Below are 4,625 nucleotides of genomic sequence, written 5' to 3'. Positions count from 1 at the left end.
GATGCCGCTACAGCGAAGAAAGCAGAAATCGATGCACGTCCAGACTTGACAGACGAAGAGAAAGCAGCAGCTAAGGCTCAAGTTGATGCAGAAGCTAAGGCAGCTAAAGATGCAGTAGATGCAGCGACAACAAATGCAGGAGTTGAGGAAGCTAAGACTACAGGTGTTGATACTGTTAAAGCTATTAACCCAGATGCAGTTGTTAAGCCAGAAGCTAAGAAAGCCATCGATGAAGCAGCGAAAGCTAAGAAAGAAGCGATTGATGCGAACGATAGCTTGACTGCTGAAGAAAAAGCGGCAGCTAAAGAACAAGTTGATGCAGAAGCAGCGAAAGCTAAAGATGCGATTGATGCAGCAACAACGAATGCAGGAGTTGAGGAAGCTAAGACTGCAGGTGAAACAGCGATTAAGGCAGTTCCAGAAACTCCAGTTGCTAAGCCAGAAGCTAAGAAAGCGATCGATGATGCCGCTACAGCGAAGAAAGCAGAAATCGATGCACGTCCAGACTTGACGGACGAAGAGAAAGCAGCAGCTAAAGAACAAGTTGATGCAGAAGCAACGAAAGCTAAAGATGCAGTAGATGCAGCGACAACAAATGCAGGAGTTGAAGAAGCTAAGACTGCAGGTGTTGATACTGTTAAAGCTATTAATCCAGATGCAGTTGCGAAGCCTGAAGCTAAGAAAGCGATCGATGAAGCAGCGAAAGCTAAGAAAGAAGCGATTGATGCGAACGATAGCTTGACTGCTGAAGAAAAAGCGGCAGCTAAGGATCAAGTTGATGCAGAAGCTGTGAAAGCTAAAGAAGCGATTGATGCAGCAACAACAAATGCAGGAGTTGAAGAAGCTAAGACTGCAGGTGAAACAGCGATTAAGGCAGTTCCAGAAACTCCAGTAGCTAAAGATGCAGCTAAGAAAGCGATCGATGATGCCGCTACAGCGAAGAAAGCAGAAATCGATGCACGTCCAGACTTGACAGACGAAGAGAAAGCAGCAGCTAAGGCTCAAGTTGATGCAGAAGCAACGAAAGCTAAAGATGCAGTAGATGCAGCGACAACAAATGCAGGAGTTGAGGAAGCTAAGACTGCAGGTGTTGATACTGTTAAAGCTATTAACCCAGATGCAGTTGCGAAGCCAGAAGCTAAGAAAGCCATTGATGATGCCGCTACAGCGAAGAAAGCAGAAATCGATGCACGTCCAGACTTGACAGACGAAGAGAAAGCAGCAGCTAAAGAACAAGTTGATGCAGAAGCGGCGAAAGCTAAAGAAGCGATTGATGCAGCAACAACAAATGCAGGTGTAGACTCAGCTGAAAATACTGGTGTTGATACTATCAAGGCTATTAATCCAGATGCAGTAGCTAAAGATAGTGCTAAGAAAGCCATTGATGAAGCAGCGAAAGCTAAGAAAGCAGAGTTGGATGCACGTCCAGACTTGACTGCTGAAGAAAAAGCGGCAGCTAAAGAACAAGTTGATGCAGAAGCAACGAAAGCTAAAGATGCAGTAGATGCAGCGACAACAAATGCAGGAGTTGAAGAAGCTAAGACTGCAGGTGTTGATACTATCAAGGCTATTAATCCACCAGCAACAACCAAGGATGCGGTTAAGAAAACATTGGATGCTCTTGTCCAGGCTAAGAAAGCAGAAATTGATCTTCGTCCTGATTTGACAGATGAAGAAAAAGAAGCTGCTAAAGATCAAGTTGATGCAGAAGCAGCGAAAGCTAAAGATGCAATTGATAAGGCACCAACAGAAGCAGCAGTAGATGCGGCTTTGAAGGATGGAGCTGATAATATCCAAGCGATTAACCCAGATGCAGTAGCTAAAGATAGTGCTAAGAAAGCCATTGATGAAGCAGCTACAGCTAAGAAAGCAGAATTGGATGCTCGTACTGACCTAACAGACGAGGAGAAAGCAGCTGCTAAGAATCAAGTTGATGCAGAAGCTGTGAAAGCTAAAGATGCGATTGATGCAGCAACAACGAATGCAGGTGTAGATTTTGCTAAGAATACTGGTGTTGATACGATTAAAGCTATCAATCCAGATGCAACAGCGAAAGATACCGTTAAGAAAACTATCGGTGACCTTGCCGCAGCTAAGAAGGCAGAAATTGATGCTCGTACTGACTTGACAGACGAGGAGAAAGCAGCTGCCAAGGCAGAAGTTGATACAGAAGCAGCGAAAGCAATTGCAGCGATTGATGCAGCAACAACAGATGAAGCAGTAGCTTCAGCTCTACAAGCAGGTGTTGATACGATTAAAGCGATTAACCCAGATGCAGTTGCTAAGACTGATGCTAAGAAAGCTATTGATGAAGCAGCTATAGCTAAGAAGGCAGAAATTGATGCTCGTACTGATCTAACAGACGAGGAGAAAACAGTTGCCAAAGCTCAAGTCGATGCAGAAGCGGCGAAAGCTAAATCTGCAATTGATCAAGCAACAACGAATGCAGGTGTAGGTTCTGCTAAGAATACTGGTGTAGAAGCTATCAAAGCAATCAATCCAGGCTCAGTTGCTAAAGATACCGTTAAGAAAACAATTGGTGATCTTGCCGCAGCTAAGAAAGTAGAAATTGATGCTCGTACTGATTTAACAGACGAGGAGAAAGCAACTGCCAAGGCAGAAGTTGATACAGAAGCAGCGAAAGCAATTGCAGCGATTGATGCAGCAACAACAGATGAAGCAGTAGCTTCAGCTTTAGAAGCAGGTGTTGAGACAATCAAGGCAATTAATCCAGTTGCTGTTGTGAAGACAGATGCTAAGAAAGCAATCGATGAAGCAGCTAACGCTAAGAAGGCAGAATTGGATGCTCGTACTGATCTAACAGACGAGGAGAAAGCAGCTGCCAAAGCTCAAGTTGATGCAGAAGCAGCGAAAGCTAAATCTGCAATTGATCAAGCAACAACGAATGCAGGTGTAGATTCTGCTAAGAATACTGGTGTTGATACGATTAAAGCAATCAATCCAGGCTCAGTTGCTAAAGATGCAGCTAAGAAAGCTATTGATGAAGCAGCTAACGCTAAGAAAGCAGAATTGGATGCTCGTACTGATTTAACAGACGAGGAGAAAGCTGCTGCTAAGGCAGAAGTTGATACAGAAGCAGCGAAAGCTAAATCTGTAATTGATCAAGCAACAACAAGTGCAGCTGTAGACTCTGCTAAGAATACTGGTGTTGATACGATTAAAGCAATCAATCCAGATGCAACAGCGAAAGATACCGTTAAGAAAACTATCGGTGACCTTGCCGCAGCTAAGAAGGCAGAAATTGATGCTCGTACTGATCTAACAGACGAGGAGAAAGCAGCTGCCAAAGCTCAAGTTGATACAGAAGCAGCGAAAGCAATTGCAGCGATTGATGCAGCAACAACAGATGAAGCAGTAGCTTCAGCTCTACAAGCAGGTGTTGAGACAATCAAGGCAATTAACCCAGTTGCTGTTGTGAAGACAGATGCTAAGAAAGCTATTGATGAAGCAGCTACAGCTAAGAAGGCAGAAATTGATGCTCGTACTGACCTAACAGACGAGGAGAAAGCAGCTGCTAAGGCAGAAGTTGATACAGAGGCAGCGAAAGCTAAGTCTGCAATTGATCAAGCAACAACGAATGCAGGTGTAGATTCTGCTAAGAATGCAGGTGTAGAAGCCATCAAAGCAATCAATCCAGGATCAGTTACCAAAGATGCAGTTAAGAAAACAATTGGTGATCTTGCCGTAGCTAAGAAAGCAGAAATTGATGCTCGTACTGATTTAACAGACGAGGAGAAAGCAACTGCTAAGGCGGAAGTTGATGCAGAAGCAGCGAAAGCAATTGCAGCGATTGATGCAGCAACAACAGATGAAGCAGTAGCTTCAGCTCTACAAACAGGTGTTGATACGATTAAAGCGATTAACCCAGTTGCTGTTGTGAAAGATGCAGCGAAGAAAGCTATCGATGAAGCAGCTAACGCTAAGAAGGCAGAATTGGATGCTCGTACTGATCTAACAGACGAGGAGAAAGCAGCTGCCAAAGCTCAAGTTGATGCAGAAGCCGCTAAAGCAAAAGCAGCGATTGATGCAGCGACTACGAATGCAGGCGTAGAAGGAGCGAAAACACTAGGAATTGAAGCAATTAACGCGATTAATCCAAGTGCTCAAGCTGGTGATGCGAAAGCGACTCATCAAGCTAAAGCTTCTGATACAGCACTTCAAGCTAAGAAGGATGCTAAAGGCCAACTTCCGAATACAGGTGATGAAGCAAATCTAGCTCTCACAATGACAGGACTTACTTTACTTGGACTTCTTGCTGGTGCTCGTAAGCGTCGCAGAAAAGAAGACTAAAGCTAGTCTGATATCATAAAAAATGAGGTTGGACAAAAACTAGCCAATAAATAGAAATCACAGACAATTTGTACTTGGTTTTTACCAAAAGATACAAATTTGTCTGTGATTTTTTTGGCTCTTTGTCAACTGTAATGGGTGAATAGGGTATCGTTAGCGACTTTAATACTTAACAAAAATCAAAAATATCGATATAATGTAGATATGAAAACAGAACTAAGCAAATCACAAGTTAAAGAATTAAAACAGGCACTGAAAAACAAAGAGAATGCTCAACATCATAGAAAAATTCAGGCTCTTATTCTATATTCTGA

Annotated in this window: 1 protein-coding gene; it reads left to right on the top strand. The window is 43.3% G+C overall.

The window, feature by feature from the left end; genetic code table 11:
- Nucleotides 1-4,311, top strand: a 4,311-nt coding sequence (locus ACXM1Q_RS08850; protein ID WP_458517746.1) for a DUF1542 domain-containing protein, incomplete at its 5' end; no start/stop codon positions are given.
- Nucleotides 4,312-4,625 lie beyond the last annotated feature (314 nt).

It is taken from the genome of Streptococcus sp. 10F2 (genome assembly GCF_054331515.2).
The sequence above is the reverse complement of the archived record's forward strand: the minus strand, read 5'-3'. Positions and strand labels throughout refer to the sequence as shown.